This window comes from Streptomyces sp. NPDC005070, from assembly GCF_053600395.1.
In genome coordinates, this window is the sequence record NZ_JBSFZS010000060.1 from 1 (window position 1) to 24043 (window position 24043).

20 protein-coding genes are annotated in these 24043 nt (G+C 72.1%); 7 read left to right on the forward strand and 13 right to left on the reverse strand.

Going from position 1 to position 24043, the window contains the following annotated elements:
• Window positions 1–626: 626 nt before the first annotated feature.
• Window positions 627–1631 (forward strand): tryptophan--tRNA ligase, encoded by a 1005-nt coding sequence (gene trpS / locus ACWEBX_RS21170; protein ID WP_451886378.1) that lies wholly within the window; start codon window positions 627–629, stop codon window positions 1629–1631.
• Between the two features lie 27 nt (window positions 1632–1658).
• Here the strand turns inward: trpS and proC are convergent, their stop codons facing one another.
• From proC to ACWEBX_RS21185, 3 genes are all read right to left on the reverse strand, one after another.
• Complete coding sequence (gene proC, locus ACWEBX_RS21175) at window positions 1659–2468, reverse strand: pyrroline-5-carboxylate reductase (RefSeq protein WP_355766105.1); 810 nt, start codon at window positions 2466–2468, stop codon at window positions 1659–1661.
• A gap of 169 nt (window positions 2469–2637) precedes the next feature.
• The gene (locus ACWEBX_RS21180) at window positions 2638–3471 is read right to left on the reverse strand and encodes an ABC transporter permease (protein WP_451886379.1); all 834 of its coding nucleotides are present in this window, start codon (window positions 3469–3471) and stop codon (window positions 2638–2640) included.
• Window positions 3468–4319, reverse strand: coding sequence for an ABC transporter ATP-binding protein (locus tag ACWEBX_RS21185; protein WP_451886380.1), 852 nt, complete (start codon window positions 4317–4319; stop codon window positions 3468–3470). Before ACWEBX_RS21185 ends, ACWEBX_RS21180 begins: the two co-directional genes overlap by 4 nt.
• 375 nt (window positions 4320–4694) lie before the next feature.
• Between ACWEBX_RS21185 and ACWEBX_RS21190 the strand changes: the two genes are divergently transcribed.
• Window positions 4695–6116, forward strand: coding sequence for a SulP family inorganic anion transporter (locus ACWEBX_RS21190; protein WP_451886413.1), 1422 nt, complete (start codon window positions 4695–4697; stop codon window positions 6114–6116).
• On the opposite strand, the gene ACWEBX_RS21195 is transcribed toward ACWEBX_RS21190, so the two are convergent.
• From ACWEBX_RS21195 to ACWEBX_RS21210, 4 genes are all read right to left on the reverse strand, one after another.
• Window positions 6080–6904: a class I SAM-dependent methyltransferase gene (locus ACWEBX_RS21195; RefSeq protein WP_451886381.1), complete on the reverse strand. Its 825-nt coding sequence runs from the start codon at window positions 6902–6904 to the stop codon at window positions 6080–6082. The genes ACWEBX_RS21190 and ACWEBX_RS21195 overlap by 37 nt on opposite strands.
• Before the next feature lie 321 nt (window positions 6905–7225).
• Complete coding sequence (locus tag ACWEBX_RS21200) at window positions 7226–7750, reverse strand: EamA/RhaT family transporter (protein ID WP_451886414.1); 525 nt, start codon at window positions 7748–7750, stop codon at window positions 7226–7228.
• Window positions 7751–7837: 87 nt separating this feature from the next.
• On the reverse strand, window positions 7838–8173 hold the full coding sequence (locus ACWEBX_RS21205; protein WP_451886382.1) for an SH3 domain-containing protein: 336 nt from the start codon (window positions 8171–8173) through the stop codon (window positions 7838–7840).
• A 30-nt stretch (window positions 8174–8203) separates the two neighbouring features.
• Complete coding sequence (locus ACWEBX_RS21210; protein WP_451886383.1) at window positions 8204–8530, reverse strand: peptidase; 327 nt, start codon at window positions 8528–8530, stop codon at window positions 8204–8206.
• Between the two features lie 135 nt (window positions 8531–8665).
• On the opposite strand from ACWEBX_RS21210, the gene ACWEBX_RS21215 reads away from it, so the two are divergent.
• Window positions 8666–10831, forward strand: a complete 2166-nt coding sequence (locus ACWEBX_RS21215) for a protein kinase domain-containing protein (protein WP_451886384.1) — start codon at window positions 8666–8668, stop codon at window positions 10829–10831.
• A gap of 69 nt (window positions 10832–10900) precedes the next feature.
• Here ACWEBX_RS21215 and ilvD read toward each other — a convergent pair whose 3' ends face one another.
• From ilvD to ACWEBX_RS21235, 4 genes are all read right to left on the reverse strand, one after another.
• Window positions 10901–12754, reverse strand: coding sequence for a dihydroxy-acid dehydratase (gene ilvD, locus ACWEBX_RS21220; protein ID WP_451886385.1), 1854 nt, complete (start codon window positions 12752–12754; stop codon window positions 10901–10903).
• A gap of 180 nt (window positions 12755–12934) precedes the next feature.
• A complete protein-coding gene (locus ACWEBX_RS21225; protein WP_451886386.1) occupies window positions 12935–13552 on the reverse strand; it encodes a TetR/AcrR family transcriptional regulator in 618 nt (205 codons plus the stop codon).
• Window positions 13549–14373 (reverse strand): sugar phosphate isomerase/epimerase family protein, encoded by an 825-nt coding sequence (locus tag ACWEBX_RS21230; protein ID WP_451886387.1) that lies wholly within the window; start codon window positions 14371–14373, stop codon window positions 13549–13551. The genes ACWEBX_RS21225 and ACWEBX_RS21230 overlap by 4 nt, the downstream gene beginning before the upstream one ends.
• Before the next feature lie 635 nt (window positions 14374–15008).
• Window positions 15009–15941 (reverse strand): Ppx/GppA phosphatase family protein, encoded by a 933-nt coding sequence (locus ACWEBX_RS21235; protein WP_451886388.1) that lies wholly within the window; start codon window positions 15939–15941, stop codon window positions 15009–15011.
• Window positions 15942–16066: 125 nt separating this feature from the next.
• On the opposite strand from ACWEBX_RS21235, the gene ACWEBX_RS21240 reads away from it, so the two are divergent.
• On the forward strand, window positions 16067–16906 hold the full coding sequence (locus ACWEBX_RS21240; RefSeq protein ID WP_451886389.1) for a hypothetical protein: 840 nt from the start codon (window positions 16067–16069) through the stop codon (window positions 16904–16906).
• Between the two features lie 33 nt (window positions 16907–16939).
• Here the strand turns inward: ACWEBX_RS21240 and ACWEBX_RS21245 are convergent, their stop codons facing one another.
• Window positions 16940–18739: a BACON domain-containing protein gene (locus tag ACWEBX_RS21245; protein ID WP_451886390.1), complete on the reverse strand. Its 1800-nt coding sequence runs from the start codon at window positions 18737–18739 to the stop codon at window positions 16940–16942.
• A 386-nt stretch (window positions 18740–19125) separates the two neighbouring features.
• Between ACWEBX_RS21245 and radA the strand changes: the two genes are divergently transcribed.
• A complete protein-coding gene (gene radA, locus ACWEBX_RS21250) occupies window positions 19126–20535 on the forward strand; it encodes a DNA repair protein RadA (protein WP_451886391.1) in 1410 nt (469 codons plus the stop codon).
• A 68-nt stretch (window positions 20536–20603) separates the two neighbouring features.
• The gene (gene disA, locus ACWEBX_RS21255; protein WP_355766069.1) at window positions 20604–21728 is read left to right on the forward strand and encodes a DNA integrity scanning diadenylate cyclase DisA; all 1125 of its coding nucleotides are present in this window, start codon (window positions 20604–20606) and stop codon (window positions 21726–21728) included.
• A 177-nt stretch (window positions 21729–21905) separates the two neighbouring features.
• Here disA and ACWEBX_RS21260 read toward each other — a convergent pair whose 3' ends face one another.
• Entirely contained in the window at window positions 21906–22742 is an 837-nt protein-coding gene (locus ACWEBX_RS21260) for a hypothetical protein (RefSeq protein WP_451886392.1), read from the reverse strand.
• Between the two features lie 192 nt (window positions 22743–22934).
• Between ACWEBX_RS21260 and ACWEBX_RS21265 the strand changes: the two genes are divergently transcribed.
• Window positions 22935–23852, forward strand: coding sequence for an A/G-specific adenine glycosylase (locus ACWEBX_RS21265; protein WP_451886393.1), 918 nt, complete (start codon window positions 22935–22937; stop codon window positions 23850–23852).
• Window positions 23853–24043 lie beyond the last annotated feature (191 nt).

Genomic DNA, 24043 nt, shown 5'->3' on the forward strand with positions numbered 1-24043 from the left:
CTTTGTACTCACCCTCTCGGGCTTTCCTCCGGGCGCTTCCCTTCGGTCTTGCGTTTCCGACTCTATCAGACCGTTTCCGTATCCGATTTCCTCGGCGCTTTCCAGGTTTTCGCTTTCGCGTTTCCCTTTCCGGCGAGTCCGACTCTATCAGATCCTTTCGGGCCTGACTCCCAGTCAGCGGGATTTGCCTTCGCGGCCGTTGGGCCGTTCCGACGAGTGAGACATTAGCGGATTCGCGGCTCCCGAGCTAATCGGGGTGGCGCTCTTTCGAACGCGGAATCCTCATTTCGCAAACACGCATGAAAACGAGCCGACGACGAGTCGTCGATCGTTGAATGGTGGTGCGAAATGGCTGTCCGGGGACCGACCGGAGTCGACGCTCACGTCGGACAACTCGGAGAACACTACGGATGGGCCCGAGTCGTGTCAACTTCGGTCCGGACGGCCCGCCGAGGCGTACGCTGACGTACATGACTACGCATACGTGCACCCAGCAGTGGTGGGCCGCCTGACGGCGGCCGTACACACGTATGTACCCAACGGCCGCCGCCTCGGCGGCCGTTTTTTGTTGCCCCTCCCGGGGAGCCGGCCGGCGAACGCGGCGGCCTCGACCAGGAGGTTGAGAGATGACGCGGATCTTCAGTGGGGTCAAGCCGACCGGGCATCTGACGCTGGGGAACTATCTGGGTGCCGTACGCCGCTGGGCCGAGGTCGACCAGCACCGGGCCGAGGCCTTGTTCTGCATCGTCGATCTGCATGCGCTGACCGTGGACCACGATCCGGGGCGCGTCCGCAGGCTCAGCAGGCAGGCGGCGACCTTGTTGCTGGCCTCGGGACTCGATCCCGAGCTGTGCACCGTGTTCGTACAGAGTCATGTGGACGAGCACGCGCGGCTGTCGTATCTGCTGGAGTGCGTCGCGACCGACGGCGAGATGCGGCGGATGATCCAGTACAAGGAGAAGTCCGCCCTGGAGCGGAAACGCGGTGGGAGCGTGCGGCTGTCACTGCTGACCTATCCCGTGCTGATGGCGGCCGACATCCTGGCGTACCGGAGCGACGAGGTGCCGGTCGGGGACGACCAGACGCAGCATGTCGAGCTGACCCGGGATCTGGCGGTGCGGTTCAACCAGCGCTACGGGCACACGTTCGTGGTGCCTCGGGCCACCCGGCCGGAGGTCGCGGCGCGTGTCATGAACCTTCAGGAGCCGACGTCGAAGATGGGGAAGAGCGACGATGTCGGACCGGGTGTCGTCTATCTGCTCGACGAACCGGAAGCCGTGCGGAAGAAGATCATGCGCGCGGTGACGGACAGCGGTCAGGACGTCGCGTACGACCCGGAGGCGCGGCCCGGGGTCTCGAATCTGCTGGAGATCCTCGCGGCGTGCGAGGGCGGCGACCCCGAAATGCTGAGCGGCGGATACACGTCGTACGGGGCTTTGAAGAAGGACACCGCCGACGCCGTGGTCGAGCTCCTCAGGCCCGTACAGGAGAGGCACAAGGAGCTGTGCGCGGATCCCGCCCATGTGGAGGGGGTGTTGCGGGAGGGTGCGCGGCGGGCCAGGGAAATGGCGCGGCCGACGGTGGACTCGGCGTACGAGGCCATCGGGTTGCTGCCGCCCTCGGCCGGGTGACCGAGGGCCGGTTCGAGCGGGGCGGACTCAGCTGTTGCCGGAAGCGAGTTCGCGGCTGCGGTCGCGGGCCGCTTCCAGTGCCGCGATGAGTGCGGCGCGTACGCCGTGGTTCTCGAGTTCGCGGATGGCGTTGATCGTGGTGCCCGCGGGAGACGTGACGTTCTCGCGGAGCTTCACTGGGTGCTCGCCGCTGTCGCGGAGCATCACGGCCGCGCCGATCGCGGACTGGACGATCAGGTCGTGCGCCTTGTCGCGGGGCAGGCCGAGGAGGATGCCCGCGTCCGTCATGGCCTCGACCAGATAGAAGAAGTACGCCGGTCCCGAACCGGAGAGGGCGGTGCAGGCGTCCTGCTGTGACTCGGGGACGAGGAGGGTCTTCCCGACGGCGCCGAAGACCTCCTCGGCGTACGCCACGTGCTCGGCGGTGGCGTGGCTGCCGGCGGAGATGACGGACATGGCCTCGTCGACGAGAGCGGGGGTGTTCGTCATGACGCGGACGACGGGGGTGCCGGGGGCCAGGCGCTCCTCGAAGAACGAGGTCGGGATACCCGCCGCGCCGCTGATGATCAGCCGGTCGGCGGGGATGTGCGGGGCGAGCTCGTCGAGGAGGGCGCCCATGTCCTGCGGCTTGACCGTGAGGATCAGGGTGTCGGCGGTCTTCGCCGCCTCCGCGTTGCTGACCGGGGTGACGCCGTGGCGTTCCCGGAGTTCCCGGGCCCGCTCCGGGCGGCGGGCGGTGACCAGGAGATCGGTGGGGGCCCAGCCGGCTCGGATCATTCCGCTGAGCAGGGCTTCGCCGATCTTGCCGGTGCCGAGGACTGCGACTTTCTGAGGCATGGTTGCGGGTGCCCTCCGGGGTTGAGTCGTCCGCGTTCATCCTCCCACCGGGTTCATGGGGGCGGGTGGGATGTCCGGTGGGCGGACGGCTCCCGGTCCGTCCGCTCGTCCGATCGCGGGGTCCCGCATGGCGTACGGCTTCGCAGGGCTCGTACGACGGCTACGGGTTCTACGGCGTCCTGCGTCGCAGGGTCGCCGCGCCAAGTCCCAGCACCAGCAGCGCGCTCCCGGCGACGATCAGCGCGTCGCGCACGAAGGTCGCGGTCATGTCGGTGTGGTGGAGGACCTCGTTCATGGCGTCGACGGCGTACGACATCGGGAGGACGTCGGAGATGGCCTCCAGGACGGGGTGCATGTTCGAGCGCGGGGTGAACAGGCCGCACAGGAGGAGCTGCGGGAAGATCACCGCCGGCATGAACTGGACGGCCTGGAACTCTGAGGCGGCGAACGCCGAGACGAAGAGGCCGAGGGCCGTTCCGAGCAGGGCGTCGAGGAGGGCGACCAGCAGGAGCAGCCAGGGGGAGCCCGTGACGTCCAGGCCGAGGAGCCAGACCGCGAGTCCGGTGGCCAGGGCGGACTGGACGATGGCGATCGCGCCGAAGGCGAGGGCGTATCCGGCGATCAGGTCGCCCTTGCCCAGGGGCATGGCGAGGAGGCGTTCGAGGGTGCCGGAGGTGCGCTCGCGCAGGGTCGCGATCGAGGTGACCAGGAACATCGTGATCATCGGGAAGATCCCGAGGAGGGACGCCCCGATGGAGTCGAAGGTGTCCGGGCTGCCGTCGAAGACGTAGCGGAGCAGGACCAGCATCACGCAGGGCACGAGGATCATCAGCGCGATGGTGCGCGGGTCGTGCCGCAGTTGGCGCAGGGCACGGGCCGCCGTGGCCGTCGTGCGGGAGAGGTTGAGCGCGCTCGGACGGGACGCCGGTGCGGGCGCCTCCGGGGTGCCGGGGTGCGTGGGCGCGGTGGGCGGGGTGGGGCTCGTGGCCGCGGTGGAACTCATCGGGCGGTCTCCTCGCGGGAGTCGGGGCCGGTGGCCGGGGACTGTGCGGCCGGGGACTTCTCGGTCGTGGTCGTCGCCGGTTCGCGCGCGGGCTCGCGCGCGGCGGCGACCGCCTCGTCGACGAGGTGGAGGAAGGCGGCTTCGACGGTGTCCGAGCCGGTCCGCTCGCGGAGGGCGTCGGGGGTGTCGTCGGCGAGTAGTCCGCCCTCACGCATCAGGAGGAGCCGGTGGCAGCGTTCCGCCTCGTCCATGACGTGGGAGGAGATCAGGAGGGTGGTCCCGCGCTGCTCGGCGATGGAGTGGAAGAGGTTCCACAGGTCGCGGCGCAGGACGGGGTCGAGGCCGACGGTCGGTTCGTCGAGGACGAGGAGTTCCGGGGCGCCGAGGAGGGCGACGGCGAGCGAGACGCGGCTGCGCTGGCCGCCCGAGAGGTTGCCGGCGAGGGAATCGGCGTGGGAGGCGAGGTCGACGTCGTCGATGACGCGGGTGACGTCCGCGTGGCGGCGTTCCGCGGCCGCCCGGCCCGGGTCGAGGATCGCGGCGAAGTAGGCGAGGTTCTGGCGGACGCTCAGGTCGTCGTAGACGGAGGGCGCCTGGGTGACGTAGCCGATGCGGGAGCGGAGCGTGGCGTCGCCGGCGGGGCGGCCGAGGACGTCGAGGGTTCCGCCGACCTTGGCCTGGGTGCCGACCGTCGCGCGCATCAGGGTGGATTTGCCGCAGCCGGAGGGGCCGAGGAGGCCGGTGATCTGGCCACGCGGGACGGTGAAGTCGAGTCCGTGCAGGACGGTGCGGGTGCCGCGGACGACCGTGAGGCCTTCGGCGCGGACGGCGGGCGGGGAAAGAGGCACGGGGGTTCCTGTGGGTGGGATGGGGCGGACGCCGGACGAATAATCATCGCGCGATGAATATTCCTCTCGTGAGGTGCGCCGGTCAAGGGCCGTGCGGTCCCCGCCGCCCGGCCGGAGCGCCGGGCGGCGCGGGCGCGCGTCGGCGCATGTCGGCGCGCGTCGGCGCGAACGGAAGGGGATCGTCCGCGGCGTCGGCGAACCATGCGCTCCCGCGTTCGCGTGACAGCGGCCCGGAGGGGCTGTGCGATCAACGGGCTTACCTGACAATGGATTTCACTGTGCGAAACGGCTCCGTGCCGGGTCGCCGGGTCCGTCGTGCCCTCCCCCGGCACGGCACCCACGCATCTCCCGCTGTCGACCGGAGGTGCTGTCGTGTTGCGCAAAGCCGATCTGTTCGCGTCCCTCGTCGTCTTTCTGGTGGCTCTACCCCTGTGTGTCGGGGTCGCCATGGCGTCCGGTGTGCCCGCCGAGCTGGGACTGGTGACCGGAATCGTCGGTGGCCTGGTCGCCGGGACGCTGCCCGGAAGCAGTCTGCAGGTGAGCGGGCCCGCGGCCGGGCTGACCGTGCTGGTGTACGAGGCCGTGCAGTCGTACGGGGTCCAAGCGCTGGGCGTGCTGGTGCTCGGGGCCGGTCTCGTGCAGCTCGGGCTCGGGGTTCTGCGGCTCGGCCGGTGGTTCCGGGCCGTGTCCGTGGCCGTCGTGCACGGGATGCTCGCCGGGATCGGACTCGTGCTGATCGCGGGTCAGGTGTACGCCATGGGCGACGCTGCCGCGCCCTCCGGCGGGCTCGGGAAGATCGCCGGGTTCGTCTCGCTGGCGGGTGCCGCCGATCCCGTGGCGCTGGCGATCGGCGGCGCCACCGTGGCCGTACTCCTGCTGTGGCCGCGGTGGCGGCGAGGGGCCCGGCTGGTACCGGCGCCGCTGCTGGCGGTGGGGCTCGCCTCGGCCGTGACCGGGGTCTTCGATCTCGCGGTGCGACGGGTCGAGGTCCAGGGGCTGTTCGATGCCGTGCGGACGCCGTCGGTCGCGGACCTGGGCCGGCTCGCGGACGTCGGCGTGATCGGGACCGTGCTGGCGTTCGCGCTGATCGCCTCGGCGGAGTCGCTGTTCAGCGCGGCGGCGGTGGACCGGCTGCATCGGGGGCCGCGCACCGACTACGACCGCGAGCTCATCGCGCAGGGCGCCGGGAACACCGTGTGCGGGATGCTCGGGGCGCTGCCCATGACCGCCGTGATCGTGCGGAGCGCGGCCAACGTGCACGCGGGGGCGCAGACCAAGGCGTCGCGGGTGCTGCACGGGGTGTGGCTGCTGCTCTTCACGGCCGTGGTCCCCGCGGTGCTCGGGCTGATTCCGGTGGCGGCGCTGGCGGCGCTGCTGGTGCACGCGGGATGCAAGCTCGTGCCGGTGCGGGAGCTGCGGACGCTGTGGCGCGGGCATCGCGGTGAGGTGGTCGTCCTCGCGGTGACCGCGGTGGCGATCGTGGTCGGGAACCTGTTCGAGGGAGTGCTGGTCGGGCTCGCGCTCGCCGTGGCCAAGACCGCCTGGGACATCAGTCATGTGCACGTGGAGACCGAGGACCGGGGGGCCGCGGGAATGGTCGTACGGGTCATCGGCAACGCCACGTTCCTGCGGCTGCCGAAGCTGCTCGACGCCTTGGAGGCGTTGCCGCACGACCGTGTCGTACGGCTGGAGCTGGGCGGACTGCGGCACGTGGATCACGCGTGTGCGGCGGCCCTCGACGCGTGGGCCGCCGGACGGGGTCACGAACGGATCGCCACCAGCAGCTCCACGACGTAGGTCTCCTCCACGAACCCCTCCGGGAAGGCCTGGAGAAGGTGGTTCCGTTCCTCGGTGAAGAACGCGCCGGTGGTCTCCTCGCCGAGGACCAGGAACTGCGAGTGGCTGCCGATGTTGGCGAGCCGGGTGTCGACCGGGACGCGCCGGCTCCAGCGGACCCGGCGGTGGTCGAAGGAGAGGCTGCCGCTGGGGTCGGCGGCGAGGGAGCGGGCGGGACGGTCGGAGCCGGGGCTCCGCTCGGCCTTCCGGTCCTTCTCGTCCAGGCCGAGGAAGCGCTCTGCGCGGCGGGCCGCCGCCTCGATCCACGGGACGTCGAGCGCCTCGGTGTTCCACCACAGGGCCAGCGCGCCGCCGGGCCGCAGCACGCGCAACGCCTCCGGCACCGAGCGGCTCGGCTCGGTCCAGTGCCAGGACTGGGCGTAGGTGAGGAGGTCCAGGGAGGCGGCGGCGAGGGGCAGGGCGTCGCCGCTGCCCCGCACGATCGGGATGCCGGGGTGGACGCGCCGGAACTCCGCGGCCATGCCGGGGCCCGGCTCCACGGCGAGGACGTCCGCGCCGCGGCTGTGCAGGAGTCCGGTCGAGATGCCGGTGCCCGCTCCCACGTCGGCGACCTTGGCACCGCTCAGGGACCGGCCCGCGAGTGCCTCGACGGCGTCGAAGAGGGCGGGCGGGTACGAGGGGCGGTTGGCGGCGTACTGCGCCGCGGCGGCGTTGAAGGAGTGGGCGCGCGCGGCGTGTCGGGCCGCTCCGGGAGGAGTGGCGGGGGAGGGCGACGAGGAGGGCGTCATGGGGTCATGATCGCGGGTGCGTGCGGGGCCGGGGTAGGGGGTTTCCTGCCGCGCCTTGGGGTTGCGGGGCCGGCCGGTGGACGGGGCGGGGCTGGCCGGGGGGGCGGAGCCTGTCGGTGGGTGGTGCGGGGCCGCGCCGGTACATCCGCCCGCATCCGAACGGATCCCGCCGGGGTTTCGAGGTGAGCTCGGTGACGATCCGTCCGGCCTGCGGGCATGTGATGTACCGGCACGTCCCCTCCCGTGCGTCGCCGACTGCGGGTGCGTCGTGGCGGCCCCGGCCGCCGGATCCCGGCTGCGGGGCGGCTTGGGCCGGGCCGGTCAGGCGCGGTGGCGCTTCTTCGCGGGGTGGCCGGCACGGCGGGTGGTGCGGCGGGTGTACTGCGCCTTCGCCGTCTCGTACTCCTCGCGGTGGAGCTTCTCGCCCGGGGCCTCGGAGAGGGAGCGGAAGAAGTAGGCGAGGAGGGAGCCCACGAAGCCGATGGTGAGGAGGCCGCGCAGGGACGCCTGGCGGTCAGGGTCGGGGCGCTCGGAGAAGGCGACCGACGTGTGGCGGAACGCCAGCGCGCTGCACACCGCGAACATCACCACGACCAGCACGGTCACGAGCGGTCCCACGTCCGCGATGGCCAGACCCTGGTAGGCGAAGCGGAGCACGAAGCAGGCGGCCACCGCGGCGGCGAGGGAGCCGACGGCCACACCGATCCGCCGGCCGGTGTAGCCGCCGTCGTGCTCCACCCAGGTCGTCCCGAAGAAGCGCAGGGGCTCGGGCTGGGGGCCCGCGGGGGTGCCGGTGCCGTTTCGGGCGCCGGGTCCCGTGCCGGTTCCGGTGGCCTTGCCCGTGATGGTGCTGGTCTCGTCGCTCACCCGACGATTATCGCTCCGGCGCGGGATCCGCCGGCCACCGCGGGTGTGCTCGGGCGGAGGCGTCGCTCAGGAGCACTTCGCGGCGACGTAGCCGTCGCTGCCGGTGTGTACGTACGCGTCCGACACGAACTGCGCATTGGCGATGTTGTCCCAGACCGTCGAGGTCCCGTAGTAGCCGCTGACCGACTCTCCCTCGGTCTGGCAGCGGATAGGCACACTCGAACCCGCCGGAATCGTGCGGACGATGGGGTAGTGCGTGCCGGGTCCGCTGCGGACATTGACGCTGACGCCGGGTGCCAGCGGATACGTCCGGACGTCCGCCGACGCCTGGGACGCGGCCCCCACCACCGTCAGAAGCGCGGCGGCGAACCCACCGACCAGCGTGGCCCGTCTACCGGACATCGTCTTCACTATCGTTCCCCTCATTCGTCGTCAGGAGCATTTCGGTGCGACATAGCCGTCGCTGCCCGTCTGGACGTAGGCGTCCGAGACGAACTGCCCGTTCGAGATGTTGTCCCAGATGTTGCTCGTGCCGTACGGGCCGGCCACGGACTCTCCCGGGCACTGGCAGTAGATCGGGACACGCGAGCCCGCCGGCAGGGTCCGGACGATGCTGAAGTGGGTGCCCGGACCGCTGCGGACGTTGACGTTGTGGCCCGCTGCGAGCGGGTAGGTGCGCAGCGCCAGCGGCTCGGCGGACAGCTCTTGCGCCTCCGCCGCCCCCGTCGCGCCTGTGACAGCGATGTCTTCCACAGCCATGTCGATCTCCCCCGTTGGATTGGTTCGCGCCAAACTTGTGGCGCGCGCAGAGGCTAGCAAGCCGCCGGGGTTTCGTACGAAGGATCGACTAGGCTCTGCGCGTCGCGCATGCGGTCGAACCCACGGGGGTGAGTGATGCCGCCACAGCGCAGCACTGGTACGGAATCGGAAGCGGAACAACCGCGTTACGCCGGCCAGTATCTGCTGAAGGAGAGACTGGGCTCCGGTGGCATGGGAGTCGTGCATCTGGCGCGGTCCGCCTCCGGGTTGCGGCTGGCCGTCAAGGTCGTGCACGCCGAGTTCTCCCAAGACCCCGAGTTCCGGGGGCGGTTCCGTCAGGAGGTAGCGGCCGCGCGCCGGGTCAGCGGCGCCTTCACCGCGCCCGTGGTGGACGCCGATCCCGACGCCGAACACCCGTGGATGGCAACCCTGTTCATCCCAGGGCCGACACTCGCCGAGCACGTCAAGCGGAACGGCGCGCTGTCCGTCGACCGGCTGCGCCATCTGATGGCCGGGCTCGCCGAGGCGCTGCGGGACATCCACCGGGCCGGTGTCGTCCACCGCGACCTCAAGCCCAGCAACGTCCTGCTGGCGGAGGACGGGCCGAAAGTCATCGACTTCGGCATCTCGCGTCCCGCCGACAGTGAACTCCGGACAGAGACCGGCAAGTTGATCGGCACGCCGCCGTTCATGGCGCCGGAGCAGTTCAGCAGGCCGCGGCATGTCGGGCCGGCCGCGGACGTATTCGCGCTCGGGTCGGTGATCGTGCACGCGGCCACCGGGAGCGGGCCCTTCGATTCGGACAGCCCCTATCTCGTCGCCTACCAAGTCGTGCACGACGAGCCGGACTTGACCGGCGTGCCGGAGGAACTGCACGACCTGGTATCGCGCTGTCTCGCCAAGGAGCCCGAGGACCGGCCCACCCCGGACGAACTGATGACCGCGCTGCGCTCGGTCTCGGCCTCGTACGACACCCGGGCCTTCATTCCCGAACAGCGCACCGGCAGTGGGGAGTCGGTCCCGCAGCCACGGGTGTCGCGTCCGCGGCCGAGGCCCGCGCGGCCGGAGGGTGCCGAGGACCGGACCCATCCGGCTATCCGGAAGAGGGGTGGGAGACGTCGGCGCCTGCCCGCGCTCGTCACGGCCGCCGGGCTCGCCGTCGTCGGTGCCGGCGTCGGTGTCTTCGGTCTCTTCGGCGGACCGCAGAGCCCGGCGGCGCAAGAGCGCACCTCCGCGCCGTCCGGGAGCGCCTTCCGGCCCTGGAATCTCGACCTGAAGGCCTCCGGCTCCAGGGCCGAGGGGCAGCCTCGGTGCACTTACACGCTTCGGGCCTTGCTGTGCGTCCGGCCCGGCGTCCTCGCCGCGGCGATCGACCCGGACGACGGCAAGGTGCTGTGGTCCCGGAGCGACACGGGAACCACGAGCACCTACGCCACCCCGGCCCCTGTCCTGTCCGGCGGGGTCCTGCTGGTCGGCAGCGGGAACGGGAACCGGCTGACCGCGCTGGACCCCGGCACGGGCGCGACACGCTGGAGCCGGGACGTCACGCGCTACGACGGCCGTATCACCCACGTCGCCGGCATGGTCCTGCTCACCGGCCCCGACTCCGAGGTCATCGCCCTGAGCGCCGCCACCGGCGAGGAGAAATGGCGTCACGCCATCCCGGGGGTGCGCCTTCCCCAGTTCCACTCGTTCGAGGACGGCGTCGCCTACGCGGTCTCGACCCCCACGGCGACCGAGACCCGGGTGACCGCCGTGGACCCGAAGACCGGTGCCACGATCTGGCGGCGGACCCTGAACGGGGAGCTCGGCATGGTGGCCGCCCACGACGGGACCGTCTGGTTCACATCGGTCACCATCGACCAGTACACGGATGCCGTCCTGCGCTACGACGTGACGAACCGCAGGATTCACCGCACCGCGCTGCGCATCCCGCAGGCCCAGACGCAGGCGGCCGTACGGGGGGATCTCGCTTATCTGCTGGGACACGACGGTTCGCTGGTCGCCGTGAACACGAAAACGTCGAAGCAGATGTGGCGGGTGGAGACATCCGTCAGCAAGGCGTCGGCCCCCACCGCGGTGGGGCGTCGCCTCTATCTCACGGCGGTGGACGGGCGTCTCGTCGCCGTCGACACCGACCGGGGCGCGTTGCTCGGCCAGACAAGGCCGCGACCGGGCGGCGACCGGGGTTCACTCGTGAGCGCCCTCCCGGCCCCACTGACCGCCGGAACCCACGTCTACGCCACCGCCCCCGACGGCACCCTCTTCGCGGTCGACGGGCGGGATCCCGCCGGCTGGTGAGACGCGGAAGGGGCCGCCCCGGCAGGAGCGGCCCCTTCGTGGCTTCGCGGGCCTGTGCGGCCCGTACGGCTAGCCCAGCTTCGAGACGTCGCGCACCGCGCCCTTGTCCGCGCTCGTCGCCATCGCGGCGTAGGCGCGCAGGGCGGCGGTCACCTTGCGCTCGCGGTTCGCGGGGGCGTAGACGCCGTTCAGGGACTCGCGGCGGGTGGCCAACTCCTCGTCGGACACGAGCAGTTCGATCGAGCGGTTCGGGATGTCGATGCGGATGCGGTCGCCGTCCCGGACGAGGGCGATGGTGCCGCCGGACGCGGCCTCCGGGGACGCGTGGCCGATCGACAGGCCCGAAGTCCCGCCGGAGAAGCGGCCGTCGGTGATCAGGGCGCAGGTCTTGCCGAGGCCGCGGCCCTTGAGGAACGAGGTCGGGTAGAGCATCTCCTGCATACCCGGGCCGCCCTTGGGACCCTCGTAGCGGATGACCACGACGTCGCCGTGCGTGATCTCCTTCTTGAGGATCTTGTCGACGGCCTCGTCCTGCGACTCGCAGACGACCGCCGGGCCCTCGAAGGTCCAGATGGACTCGTCGACACCGGCCGTCTTCACGACACAGCCGTCAACGGCGAGGTTGCCCTTGAGGACCGCGAGACCGCCGTCCTTGGAGTAGGCGTGCTCGGCGGAGCGGATGCAGCCGCCCTCGGCGTCCTCGTCCAGTGCCAGCCAGCGCTCGGACTGGGAGAAGGCCTCGGAGGAGCGGACACCGCCGGGGGCCGCGTGCCACAGCTCGATCGCCTCGGGGGACGGGGAACCGGCGCGCACGTCCCACGTCTTGAGCCAGTCGGACAGGGACGGGCTGTGGACGGAGTGGACGTCCTCGTTGAGCAGGCCGGCGCGGTGCAGTTCGCCGAGGAGGGCGGGGATGCCGCCGGCGCGGTGCACGTCCTCCATGTAGTACGTGCGGTCCTTGGCGACGTTCGGGGCGACCTTGGCGAGGCACGGCACCCGGCGCGAGACCGCGTTGATCTCGTCCAGGCCGAAGGGCACGCCCGCCTCCTGGGCGGCGGCCAGCAGGTGCAGGATCGTGTTGGTGGAGCCGCCCATGGCGATGTCGAGGGCCATGGCGTTCTCGAAGGCCGCGTGGGTGGCGATGTTGCGCGGCAGGACCGACTCGTCGTCCTGGTCGTAGTAGCGGCGCGTGATGTCGACGACCGTGCGGGCCGCGTCCTCGTACAGGCCCTTGCGGGCGGTGTGGGTGGCGAGGACCGAGCCGTTGCCGGGCAGGCTCAGGCCGATGGCCTCGGTCAGGCAGTTCATCGAGTTGGCGGTGAACATGCCGGAACAGGAGCCGCAGGTCGGACAGGCGTTCTCCTCGATACGGAGGATGTCCTCGTCCGAGATCGTGTCGTTCACGGCGTCGGAGATCGCGTCGACCAGGTCGAGCGTGCGGACCGTGCCGTCGACCAGGGTGGCGCGGCCGGACTCCATGGGGCCGCCGGAGACGAAGACCGCCGGGATGTTCAGGCGCAGGGCGGCCATGAGCATGCCGGGCGTGATCTTGTCGCAGTTCGAGATGCAGATCAGGGCGTCGGCGCAGTGCGCCTCGACCATGTACTCCACGGAGTCCGCGATCAGGTCGCGGGAGGGCAGGGAGTACAGCATGCCGCCGTGGCCCATCGCGATGCCGTCGTCGACCGCGATCGTGTTGAACTCGCGGGCGATGCCACCGGCGGCCGTGATGGCCGCGCTGACGATCCGGCCGACGGGCTGGAGGTGGGTGTGCCCGGGCACGAACTCCGTGAAGGAGTTGGCGACCGCGATGATCGGCTTCCGTCCGATGTCCGCACCCGGTACACCGGAGGCACGCATAAGGGCGCGTGCGCCCGCCATGTTGCGGCCGTGGGTGACTGTGCGGGACCTCAGCTCGGGCATCGTCGCTCGCTCCTTCGGAGAGTTAAGACTGGAGTCGAGCGTACGCCGGTGCTCCAGGATCCGGACAGGCCGTCCGCATCCCGGGACGCGCGTCTCGCCCAGCGGCTGTCCCGGGAGGGGGTCCGCGCAGGTCGGCGGCGTCCGCCGAGGTGGGGTCGCCCCGACGGACGCCTCACTCGCTCATGGGTTCGTCAGGTGTCCCTGCACCACGGGCGCCACTCTGTCCACGATGCGCTCCAGGTCCGCCGAGGCCAGCGGCTCGACCTTGATGACGTAGCGCAGCATCGCGACCCCGACGAGCTGGGCCGCCGCGAGTTCCGCGCGCAGCTCCGCGTCCGGGACGTCGAGCCCGCCCGCGATGCGGCGCAGGAGCTGGGCGGCGACGAGACGGCGGAAGACGGCGGCCGCGGTGTCGTTGTTCACCGCGGAGCGGACGATCGCGAGCAGCGGGGTACGGCTCGTGGGGTTCTCCCAGATGCCGAGGACGAAGCGGGTCAGGCGTTCGCCGACGCCGTCGAGGGGACCGTCGACGATCTTCTCGGGTGCGTCGAGCGCGGGGGCGACGGCGACCTCGATGGCCGCCTCGAAGACCTGTTCCTTGGTGCCGAAGTAGTGGTGCACGAGGGCCGGGTCCACGCCGGCGGACTTGGCGATGCCGCGGATCGACGTCTTCTCGTAGCCGCGCTCGGAGAACTCCTCGCGGGCCGCCTCCAGGATGCGGTCACGGGTGGCGGGGCCGGCCTCGGTCTGGGTACGGGTGGGGCGTCCCCGGCCGCGGCGGGGGGCGGCGTCCGTCATCCGCGGGGCACCTTCACGGCCGAGGCGAGGTGGAGCCGGGTGAAGGCGAGGGCCTCGGCGAGGTCGGCCTCGCGCTCCGCGCTGGACATCGCCCGGCGGGTGTTGACCTCGATGACGACATGGCCGTCGAAGCCGGAGAGCGCGAGGCGGTCCAGGAGTTCCGCGCAGGGCTGGGTGCCGCGGCCGGGGACCAGGTGCTCGTCCTTGCTGGATCCGTTGCCGTCGGCGAGGTGGACGTGTCCGAGGCGGTCGCCCATGCGGTCGATCATCTGCAGGGCGTCGGTGCGGGCGGTCGCGGTGTGGCTGAGGTCGATCGTGAAGTGGCGGTAGTCGTCCTTCGTCACGTCCCAGTCGGGGGCGTACGCGAGCATCTCGCGGTCGCGGTAGCGCCACGGGTACATGTTCTCGACGGCGAATCGCACGTCCGTCTCGTCGGCCATGCGCCAGATGCCGGTGACGAAGTCACGGGAGTACTGGCGCTGCCAGCGGAACGGGGGGTGGACCACGACGGTGCTCGCGCCGAGCTTCTCGGCGGCGGCCTTCGCGCGCTGGAGCTTGGTCCAGGGGTCGGTGGACCAGACACGCTGGGTGATCAGCAGGCAGGGGGCGTGGACGGCGAGGATCGGCATCCGGTGGTAGTCGCTGAGGCGGCGCAGCGCGTCGATGTCCTGGCTGACGGGGTCGGTCCACACCATGACCTCGACGCCGTCGTATCCGAGGCGCGCGGCGATCTCGAAGGCCGTCGCGGTCGACTCCGGGTACACGGAGGCCGTGGACAGCGCGACCTTCGCATCCGGGATCCGCACGACTGGTTCTGCCACGAGGGACAGCGTACGGGGTGCCTCCGGCGGTTGGGCGGGGGTGGCGGGCCTGGCCGAGAGGCTCCTGTTCGGCCTCGGTGGGGGTTTCCCGGGCCTGCCGCCCGGGGGTGTACGGGCCTGCCGGCCTGGGACGCTCCGGCCTCCGGCCGGGGGTGGGGTTCGGCTCCCGGCGGGTGGGGGCGGGGGGCTTGGGGCGGGGCGCGCTTGTGATCGATGCCACGGCCCTGCCGGGCGTTCTGGGGGGGGGGCTGCCCTCGGGGCGTTTCTATCGACCCGACGCGGGGGCGGCCATCGCCGTGGGGGCCAGGGGCGTCGGCGGGCATCCCTCGCGGGGGGCTGGGCGCGCCGTTCCTCGCGCCCCTGCAAGGGGGTCCGCCCTTGGGGCGTTCCCATGGGGCCGGCGGGTCGGCGACCCATCGCCGTGGGGGGGCGGGGGCCTTGGCGGGCTTCCCTCGCAGGGGGCTGGGCGCGCAGTTCCTCGCGCCCCTTCAGGGGGGTCTGCCCTCAGGGCGCTTCTATCGACCCGGCGCGGAGGCGGCCATCGCCGCGGGGGCGGGGGCGGGCTTCCCTCGCAGGGGGGCTCGGGGCGCCGGTTCCTGCGGCCCTTGGGGGCCCGGGCCGGGTCCCCTCTCCTCTTACTCCGACGCCATCTGGTCCAGGCGTCGGAGGATGACGCCCTCTCTCAGGGCCCAGGGGCAGATTTCCAGGGTTTCCACGCCGAAGAGGTCCATGGCGGCCTCGGCGACGAGCGCGCCGGCGAGGAGCTGGCCTGAGCGGCCCGGGGAGACGCCCGGCAGCTCGGCGCGTTCGTCGACGGTCATGGACGCGAGGCGGGGGACCCAGTCCTCCAGCGAGCGGCGCTTGAGCTCGCGCTGGACGTAGAGGCCGTCGGTGGAGCGGGCGGCGCCGGCGATCCGGGCGAGCTGCTTGAACGTCTTCGAGGTGGCGACCACGTGGTCCGGGGCGCCGAAGCGGCTGAACTCCCCGACCGTCCGCGCGATCTGGGCCCGCACATGCCGGCGCAGCACCCGCACGGCCGCCGGGTCCGCCGGGTCGGCGGGCAGCCAGCCCGCGGTGAGCCGGCCGGCACCGAGCGGCAGCGACACCGCGGCGTCCGGCTCCTCGTCCATGCCGTACGCGATCTCCAGGGAACCGCCGCCGATGTCGAGGACGAGCAGCTTGCCCGCGGACCAGCCGAACCAGCGGCGGGCCGCCAGGAAGGTGAGCCGCGCCTCCTCGGCGCCGGTGAGGACCTGGAGCTCGACGTCGGTCTCGTCCTTCACCCGGGCGAGAACCTCGTCGGCGTTGCCGGCCTCGCGCACGGCGGACGTGGCGAACGGGAGCAGGGCCTCGACACCCTTGTCCTCGGCGGCCTCCAGGGCGTCCTGGACGGTCTCGATCAGCTTGTCGACGCCTTCGGGGCCGATCGCGCCGTTCTCGTCGAGCAGTTGGGCAAGCCGCAGATCGGCCTTGTGCGAATGCGCGGGCAGCGGTCGGGCGCCGGGGTGGGCGTCCACCACCAGCAGATGCACCGTGTTCGAACCCACGTCGAGGACACCGAGTCTCATGTACGGAACGCTACTGCCAGCAGCGCCGTTCACGTGGGGCGGGGCGAAAGCCCACGTCGAACGGTGACCCGCGGGCGACCACGAGAGCGTCCCCGGAGCGGTCCGAAGCGACTTACCCTGGACGCGTGCCAAAGACGAAAAAGGCGAAGTCCGACAAATCGGCCGAAGGCTCCGCGCAGGCGAAGGCCGCCAAGTCCAGGAAGCCCGAGAAGAAGAGCGACGAGAAGGGGCTCGACTTCGCTCGCGCGTGGGTGGAGTTCCCCGATCCCGCCGACGACGAGCAGGTCTTCCGGTGCGATCTGACCTGGCTGACCTCCCGGTGGAACTGCATCTTCGGGAGCGGCTGCCAGGGCATCCAGGCGGGCCGTGCCGACGACGGCTGCTGCACGCTGGGGGCGCACTTCTCCGACGAGGACGACGAGAAGCGGGTGGCCGGGCACGTGGCCCGGCTCACGCCGGAGATCTGGCAGCACCATGACGTGGGCACGGAGACGGGCTGGGTGTCCAAGGACGAGGACGGCGACCGCCAGACCCGCCCGTACGAGGGCTCCTGCATCTTCCAGAACCGTCCCGGCTTCGCCGGTGGCGCGGGCTGCTCGTTGCACATCCTGGCCGTCAAGGAGGGACGCGAGCCGCTGGAGACCAAGCCGGACGTCTGCTGGCAACTCCCGGTACGGCGCACGTACGAGTGGATCGACCGGCCCGACGACACCCGGGTGCTCCAGGTCTCCATCGGCGAGTACGACCGCCGTGGCTGGGGACCGGGCGGCCACGACCTGCACTGGTGGTGCACGTCGGCGACCTCGGCGCACGGCGCCGGCGACCCGGTGTACGTCTCGTACCGTCCGGAGCTGATCGAGCTGATGGGCGAGGCGGGATACGACCGCCTGGCCCGGCTCTGCGAGGAGCGGCTGGCTTCGCAGCTCCCGCTGCTGGCCCCGCACCCCGCGGATCCGGTGGACTGAGCAACCCGCGGACGCGAGCGGCGGGTCCGGGCGCTACGGCGCGCCCGTTCCCGGGTCGCCGCCCTCGCCCGGCGGCGCCGAAGAGTCTCCCGGGTCCGGGGAGGACGTGTCGGTGGCGGTGTCCGTCGGTGACGGGTCGGTCGGCGTCGGTGACGGGTCCTGGCTGGGGGTGGCGGCCGGTGTGGATCCCGGTCCCGAGGGGGTCGGAGTGCTCGCCGCGGGGTCCGGCTTCCCGCCGGGGTGGGTCGCGCCCGCCTTGCCGTACCCGGTGATCGTGACCACCGCGCCCGCCGGGGCGATCGCCACCCGCGCGGTCCAGTGACCCGCCGGCTCGCGCAGGTGATCGACGTACACCTTCACCGTCAGCGACTCGCCCGGATCGAGGGTTCCCGAGGACTGGCTGAGGTAGAGCCAGGCCGCGCCGGTGCGCGCGGACCAGCGGACCGGGGAACTGCCGGACGCGGTCAGCTTGACCAGGGTCGTGTCGCCGCTGGTCCCGGCCGCCACCGCCAGATGTCCCGGGGTCGCTCCGCGGGCGCTGACGACCTCGACGGACACGTCCGAGGACCCGGCACCCGCGGCGGAGCGGGCGCCGGGTCCCGTGCTGGCGTTTCCGGCGTTCTCGTAGCCGCCGGCCTGCCCGCCGTCCAGACCCTCGGAGTCCTGGGCCTCGCTCGTGCTGGCCGGGCGGCCGTCCACGCTCTCGCCGGTCAGGGGCGCGCCGCGGTAGGCGGCCCAGAGGGCGAGAACGGGCGCGGCGACCACGGTGGCGACGATCGTCGTCGTGACGGCCCGCGCGCGCAGGCGGTCTCTTCGGGCGGCGTGGTCCTTGGGGTCCATCGGAAAGCCGCGCCGGTCGAAGCGCGGGGCGCTGCTCCGCGCGCGGGGGGCGTGCGCCATCGCGGTGCACAGGGCCGCTTGCGGGGCCCGGAGCACGGGAAGCGCCGCGGGCGTGACGCTGGTGCCGGGCCAGGCGCCGGGGACCGCGCGTTCGGCGGTGCGGCGGCAGCGCGGGCAGTCGTCGACGTGCCGGACCAGCTCGCCGCGCAGGGTGGTGCTCAGCACGAGCCGGCTGTCGCCGGTGAGCCGGGCGACGCTGGGGCAGGCGCCGGTCTCCACGACGGCGAGGGCCGCCCGGGTGCGTTCGACCTCGCAGGCGGCGGAGGCGAGCAGTTCGCGCGCCACGGCGAGGTCGATGCCGAGGACGGCGGCGACCTCGTGGGCGGCGAGCTGGTGGCGCACCGCGAGTTCGAGCGCCTCGCGCTGTTCCGGGGTGGTCCCGGCGGCCTCCGGCCAGGCCAGCAGGGAGAGTTCGCGACGGCGGTGGTCCTGGACCTCCTCGGGCACGGGAGCGGCGCTCAGCACCTCGGCCGCGCGCCGGTCGGCGGCTGCCTTGCGCGCCGCGTCCGGAGCGGCCCCTTCACGGGCTCCGCCCGCGGTTCCTGGTGGGGTGCTCTTCCGGGGTGTGTGCCGCCCGGAGGCGTGCGCAGCCTGGCGCCTGCGCCGGGCTTCCGTGAGCTTGCGCAGACAGGACCAGCGGGCGAGCGCGTAGAGCCAGGCCCTGCGGTCGCCCGCCGCCTCGGGGCCGCGCGGGCCGCGCCGCTCGGCGAGCGCGAGGGCGTCCCCCAGGGCGGCGGTGGCCGCGTCGTGGTCGCACAGCACGGACAGGCAGTAGGTGAACAGGCCGTCCAGATAGGGCTCGTACCGCGCGGGGGGACGCTGGACCAGGGCGCGGGGGGTCGCGCCACGGGGCACGGCCGTCCGCTTGCGCGCGGCTCCGTGCGCCCGGTGTGCGCCGGTGGTGTGTGTGGAGGTCTCCGGACTGCTGCTCATCACCCGTGCGACCGTAGGTGCCCGGGGCCAGGCCCTTCCTGCACCTTGAGCACATTTAATCCGTACGGGTGAAACGATCCCTCATAAGGGGACAGGAACCCTCGACCCCTGGCCTGGGCCGTCACCGGCGGCAATGGCAGTCCATGGCAGATGGGACGATGCCGGGCCCGCACGAGGGCCGGTCGCGCGGGGGTGGGAACGGGGCACGGGGGCTCGCGGCACGGTTCAGCAGGAGCGGGGGCGGGAGCGGGGCGGGAGCGGGAGCAGGGACTGGGCAGGGCAGGGCAAGGGCCGAACCGGGGCCGGTGCCGGGCCCTGAGCCGGGGAGCGGGTGGGTTCGTACCGTCGCGTGCCGGGTTGTCAGTGGCTACGGCTACGGTTCGGTCATGGCTGCCCGTACGAAAACCGCGAAGGACCGGCCGTCCTACCGCTGCACCGAGTGCGGCTGGCAGACGGCCAAATGGCTCGGCCGCTGCGCCGAATGCCAGGCATGGGGGACGGTCGAGGAGTACGGCGCGCCCGCCGTCCGCACGACGGCACCGGGCCGGGTCACCACGTCCGCGGTGCCCATCGGGCAGGTCGACGGCCGTCAGGCCACCGCCCGCAGCACCGGCGTGCCCGAGCTGGACCGCGTCCTCGGCGGCGGTCTCGTGCCCGGAGCCGTCGTCCTCGTCGCGGGCGAGCCCGGCGTCGGCAAGTCCACGCTGCTGCTGGACGTGGCGGCCAAGTCGGCGAGTGACGAACACCGCACCCTGTATGTGACGGGCGAGGAGTCGGCGAGCCAGGTGCGGCTGCGCGCGGACCGCATCAAGGCGATCGACGACCACCTCTACCTCGCCGCGGAGACCGACCTGTCGGCCGTCCTCGGCCATCTGGACGCGGTGAAGCCGTCGCTGCTCATCCTGGACTCCGTCCAGACCATCGCCTCCCCGGAGATCGACGGCGCGCCCGGCGGCATGGCCCAGGTCCGTGAGGTGGCGGGCGCGCTCATCCGCGCATCCAAGGAGCGCGGCATGTCCACCCTGCTCGTGGGCCACGTCACCAAGGACGGCGCGATCGCCGGACCCCGGCTGCTCGAACACCTCGTGGACGTCGTCCTGTCCTTCGAGGGCGACCGGCACGCGCGCCTGAGACTCGTCCGAGGGGTCAAGAACCGCTACGGCACGACGGACGAGGTCGGCTGCTTCGAGCTGCACGACGAAGGCATCACGGGGCTCACCGACCCGTCGGGGCTCTTCCTGACGCGCCGCGCCGAGCCCGTCCCGGGCACCTGTCTGACCGTCACCCTCGAAGGCCGCCGTCCGCTGGTCGCCGAGGTCCAGGCGCTCACGGTGGACTCCCAGATCCCCTCCCCGCGCCGTACGACCTCCGGTCTGGAGACCTCCCGCGTCTCGATGATGCTCGCCGTCCTGGAGCAGCGCGGCCGGATCAGCGCTCTCGGCAAGCGGGACATCTACTCGGCGACGGTCGGCGGTGTGAAGCTCACCGAGCCCGCCGCGGACCTCGCCGTCGCCCTGGCGCTGGCCTCCGCCGCCAGTGACGTCCCGCTGCCGAAGAACCTCGTCGCGATCGGCGAGGTGGGGCTCGCGGGCGAGGTCAGGCGGGTCACGGGCGTCCAGCGCCGGCTGGCCGAAGCCCATCGTCTGGGCTTCACCCACGCCCTCGTACCGACCGATCCGGGCAAGGTCCCCGCCGGCATGAAGGTCCTGGAAGTGGCCGACATCGGCGCGGCTCTGAGTGTCCTTCCGCGCTCGCGTCGCAGAGAGGCCCCACGGGACGAGGAGCAGCGCCGGTAGACTTTGCCCTGGTCTCGCCCGTCCGTACGAAACGAGGGCGACCGAAAACCTGCGACCGGAGGAGTGCAGTGGCAGCCAACGACCGGGCAGCAGCTCCCGGAAAGTCCGGCGGGAGCTCCGGTGCCGATGGCCTGATGCGCGCCTCACTGAGCGCCGTGGCACCCGGCACGGCACTGCGCGACGGGCTGGAGCGGATCCTCCGGGGCAACACGGGCGGACTCATCGTGCTCGGCTCCGACAAGACCGTCGAAGCGATGTGCACGGGTGGATTCGTCCTGGATGTCGAGTTCACCGCGACCCGGCTGCGCGAGCTGTGCAAGCTCGACGGCGGCATCGTGCTCGACAAGGACATCACCAAAATCCTCCGGGCGGGTGTGCAGCTCGTGCCCGACCCGACGATCCCGACGGAGGAGACGGGCACCCGGCACCGCACCGCGGACCGGGTGAGCAAGCAGGTCGGCTTCCCCGTCGTCTCGGTCTCCCAGTCGATGCGGCTGATCGCCCTGTACGTGGACGGTCACCGCCGTGTGCTGGAGGACTCCGCCGCGATCCTCTCCCGCGCCAACCAGGCCCTGGCCACCCTGGAGCGGTACAAGCTCCGTCTCGACGAGGTCGCGGGGACGCTGTCGGCGCTGGAGATCGAGGACCTCGTCACGGTCCGGGACGTCTCCGCGGTCGCCCAGCGTCTGGAGATGGTGCGCCGCATCGCCACCGAGATCGCCGAGTACGTCGTGGAACTGGGCACGGACGGACGGCTGCTGACCCTCCAGCTCGACGAGCTGATCGCCGGCGTCGAGCCCGACCGCGAGCTGGTCGTCCGGGACTACGTGCCCGAGCCGACCGCCAAGCGTTCCCGCACGGTCGACGAGGCGTTGTTCGAGCTGGACGCGCTCGCCCACGGCGAGCTGCTCGAACTCTCCACGGTGGCCAAGGCGTTGGGGTACACGGGCTCGCCCGAGGCACTCGACTCCGCGGTCTCCCCGCGCGGCTTCCGCCTCCTCGCCAAGGTGCCCCGCCTGCCCGGAGCGATCATCGACCGGCTCGTGGAGCACTTCGGCGGGCTCCAGAAGCTGCTCGCCGCGAGCGTGGACGATCTCCAGACGGTCGACGGCGTGGGCGAGGCGCGGGCCCGCAGCGTCCGCGAGGGCCTGTCCCGTCTCGCGGAGTCCTCGATCCTGGAGCGTTACGTCTAGGTCCTGCGGCGTTACGTCCAGATCCTGGAGCGTCATGTCCAGATCCTGGAGCGCCGTGTCCGGGAGTTCTTCAGGAATCCTCGTCGCGGACCGGTACGGCGTCCGCGGCCCGGCCACGGGCGGTCGGTCCGGGCCTCGGGTTCACCGGGGCCCGCTCCCGTCGGCCGAGGGTGCAGCTCAGTCCTTGGACAGGACGAACGACGCCTGCGCCTTCGCCAGCCCGGGGGCCTTCGCCTCGACCAGGTAGGTACCCGCGGGGGCGGACCCCGGAGGGGGCGTGGCGCACGCGGGGGCGCCGGGCTTGCGGTCCCACTTCACCGTGTGGACGGCCTGGCCGCCGGCCGGAACACGCAGGAAGAAGCCCGCGGCGTCCTTGGGGCAGTCGTCCGAGGCCCAGATGTCCTCGTCGGCGCCCGCCTGAGTGATCGTCAGAACCGCGTTCTTCGGGCCGACATCGACCTTGCAGGCGCTGCCCGAACTGTTCCTGGCGACGATCTCGATCTCGGGCTGCTCGCCGGGAGCGTAGGTGTTGCGCAGGCTCTTGAGCGTCAACTTGACGTTCGCCGGGGTGCAGTTGGGGACGGTGGAACCGGCCGGGAGCCGGTCGGCCGCCTCGCCGCCGTTCTTGGACCCGTCGTCGGAACCGCCGCCGGCGCTGTCGCCGGATCCCGTGGAGCCGTCGCCCGAACCGTCACCCGAGCCGTCACCGGAACCACCGCCCGACGCCCCGCCGCTGTCGCTTCCGCTCCCGCCGCCGTCACCGCCGCCGCTCGACTCGTCGCGGCCGCCCGGGTGTTGGCTGATCGCGGGGCCCGAACCGGAGGGGCCCGGCGTGATCGAGGACACGGGGTTCTTGCCGTTCGAACCACCGGCGCCGTTGTTTCCGCCGCCTCCGGTGCCGACCACCCAGACGGTGAGGATCGCCAACAGCCCTAGTACGGACAGCAGAACGGCCCTCCGACGCCAGTAGATGGTGGAGGGTAGCGGCCCGACCGGATTGCGCAGAGATCCCACGGCGCAAACTGTACGAGAGATCGGGGGCGCCGCAGGCCCCACCCGCCGCCCCCGTACCAACTTTTCCGGATCATCATCCCGGCGGACATCCGTTCCGGCGCCGTGGCGGTCACCGGGTGCGGTCTTTCACCACCGCCCGCCCCCGGCGTCGTCCCCGCATCGTCACTGCCGCATGGCAGGATCGACCTTGCCATGACTGCACCCACCAAGCCCACCGGGCCCACCCGGCACGCCCCCGGCGAGGACCTCCACACCCCCGTCATCGCCTGGTTCGACGAGCACGCCCGCGATCTGCCCTGGCGGCATCCCGATGCCGGCCCCTGGGCGGTGATGGTCAGCGAGTTCATGCTCCAGCAGACCCCCGTCAACCGCGTCCTGCCCGTGTACGAGCAGTGGCTGGCGCGCTGGCCGCGCCCCGCCGATCTGGCGAAGGACGCGCCCGGGGAGGCGGTCCGGGCCTGGGGGCGGCTCGGCTATCCGCGCCGCGCCCTGCGGCTGCACGGCGCCGCGGTGGCCATAACGGAACGGCACGGCGGCGACGTACCGACGGATCACGCGCAGTTGCTGGCACTGCCCGGCATCGGGGAGTACACGGCGGCGGCGGTCGCGTCGTTCGCGTACGGCCAGCGCCATCCCGTCCTGGACACGAACGTCCGCAGGGTCTTCGCCCGGGCCGTCACCGGCGTGCAGTACCCGCCGAACGCCACCACGGCCGCCGAGCGCAGGCTCGCCCGCGCCCTGCTGCCCGAGAGCGAGAGCACGGCGGCGCGCTGGGCCGCCGCCTCGATGGAGCTCGGCGCGCTGGTCTGCACGGCGAAGAACGAGACCTGTCACCGCTGCCCGATCGCCGCGCAGTGTGCCTGGCGGCTGGCCGGCAAGCCCGAGCACGACGGGCCGCCGCGCAAGGGCCAGACGTACGCGGGCACGGACCGCCAGGTGCGCGGCAAGCTGCTGGCCGTCCTGCGGGAGGCGCATGTGCCGGTCCCGCAGACCGCGCTGGACCGGGTGTGGGACGAGCCGGTGCAGCGGGGCCGCGCCCTCGACGGGCTCGTGGCCGACGGACTGGTCGAACCGCTCCCCGGCGGTCTGTATCGGCTGCCCCTCACCTGAGACAGACGCCATAACCGGTTCAACCATGACATAGAGCCACCTTCCCCTACCCCGTACCTACAGCCGTTACACAACCGACGGACAGCCGAGTGCTGGCCGCAGGCTGTCTCGGACAACCCCGTGACAACCCCTCCGTAGCTTCAGTGCCGTACCGAGGAAGCGCCGTCCCACCAGAGGCGGCGGCGGTACGC

Excerpts from the sequence above, each read along its gene's own strand:
- proC (WP_355766105.1), bottom strand. The coding sequence starts at position 2,468 with ATGCCTCAGAAAGTCGCAGTCCTCGGCACCGGCAAGATCGGCGAAGCC.
- ACWEBX_RS21180 (WP_451886379.1), bottom strand. The coding sequence starts at position 3,471 with ATGAGTTCCACCGCGGCCACGAGCCCCACCCCGCCCACCGCGCCCACG.
- ACWEBX_RS21205 (WP_451886382.1), bottom strand. The coding sequence starts at position 8,173 with ATGTCCGGTAGACGGGCCACGCTGGTCGGTGGGTTCGCCGCCGCGCTT.
- ACWEBX_RS21225 (WP_451886386.1), bottom strand. The coding sequence starts at position 13,552 with ATGACGGACGCCGCCCCCCGCCGCGGCCGGGGACGCCCCACCCGTACC.
- ilvD (WP_451886385.1), bottom strand. The coding sequence starts at position 12,754 with ATGCCCGAGCTGAGGTCCCGCACAGTCACCCACGGCCGCAACATGGCG.
- ACWEBX_RS21265 (WP_451886393.1), top strand. The coding sequence starts at position 22,935 with ATGACTGCACCCACCAAGCCCACCGGGCCCACCCGGCACGCCCCCGGC.
- ACWEBX_RS21245 (WP_451886390.1), bottom strand. The coding sequence starts at position 18,739 with ATGAGCAGCAGTCCGGAGACCTCCACACACACCACCGGCGCACACCGG.
- ACWEBX_RS21195 (WP_451886381.1), bottom strand. The coding sequence starts at position 6,904 with ATGACGCCCTCCTCGTCGCCCTCCCCCGCCACTCCTCCCGGAGCGGCC.
- trpS (WP_451886378.1), top strand. The coding sequence starts at position 627 with ATGACGCGGATCTTCAGTGGGGTCAAGCCGACCGGGCATCTGACGCTG.
- ACWEBX_RS21215 (WP_451886384.1), top strand. The coding sequence starts at position 8,666 with ATGCCGCCACAGCGCAGCACTGGTACGGAATCGGAAGCGGAACAACCG.
- ACWEBX_RS21210 (WP_451886383.1), bottom strand. The coding sequence starts at position 8,530 with ATGGCTGTGGAAGACATCGCTGTCACAGGCGCGACGGGGGCGGCGGAG.
- ACWEBX_RS21235 (WP_451886388.1), bottom strand. The coding sequence starts at position 15,941 with ATGAGACTCGGTGTCCTCGACGTGGGTTCGAACACGGTGCATCTGCTG.
- radA (WP_451886391.1), top strand. The coding sequence starts at position 19,126 with ATGGCTGCCCGTACGAAAACCGCGAAGGACCGGCCGTCCTACCGCTGC.